General features: G+C 61.5%; 1 pseudogene. It reads left to right on the forward strand.

The annotated features are described in order from the left end of the window. Nucleotides 1-107 precede the first annotated feature (107 nt). Nucleotides 108-364: pseudogene (locus EN807_RS33270) on the forward strand (SAM-dependent methyltransferase); the annotation flags it as partial.

A 364-nucleotide genomic window follows, 5' to 3' on the forward strand; every position in this document is an offset into this window, starting at 1 on the left:
TGACTGTGAAGTTCTGCTTCATGACCCGTCGACATTATCGCGGATAGTCGCCCGCAGAAAGCCGCCATATCTCTTGGGCGGGCCTTGAACACCAAAGGGAAGTGACAATGACCGATGAACTCGATCGCGTGCGAGATCACTACCGCGCAACAGGATTGACCGACCGATTGAAGGCCGCACTAGCGGTCTTTGGACCCGAGGAAGAGCGGCTGAAGCCTGAGCAATTGGCCACGCTCGACCAATTCCACACGCGCGGGCTGGCTGCGACGGCCGAGCTCGCTAATCTGGCCGTCGTCACGGCCGACATGTCGGTGCTCGACGTTGGATCGGGTGTCGGCGGTCCCGCCCGCTTCCTGGCGGCGAC

The sequence above is a fragment of the Mesorhizobium sp. M5C.F.Ca.ET.164.01.1.1 genome, assembly GCF_004792125.1.
Taxonomy (GTDB): domain Bacteria; phylum Pseudomonadota; class Alphaproteobacteria; order Rhizobiales; family Rhizobiaceae; genus Mesorhizobium; species Mesorhizobium wenxiniae.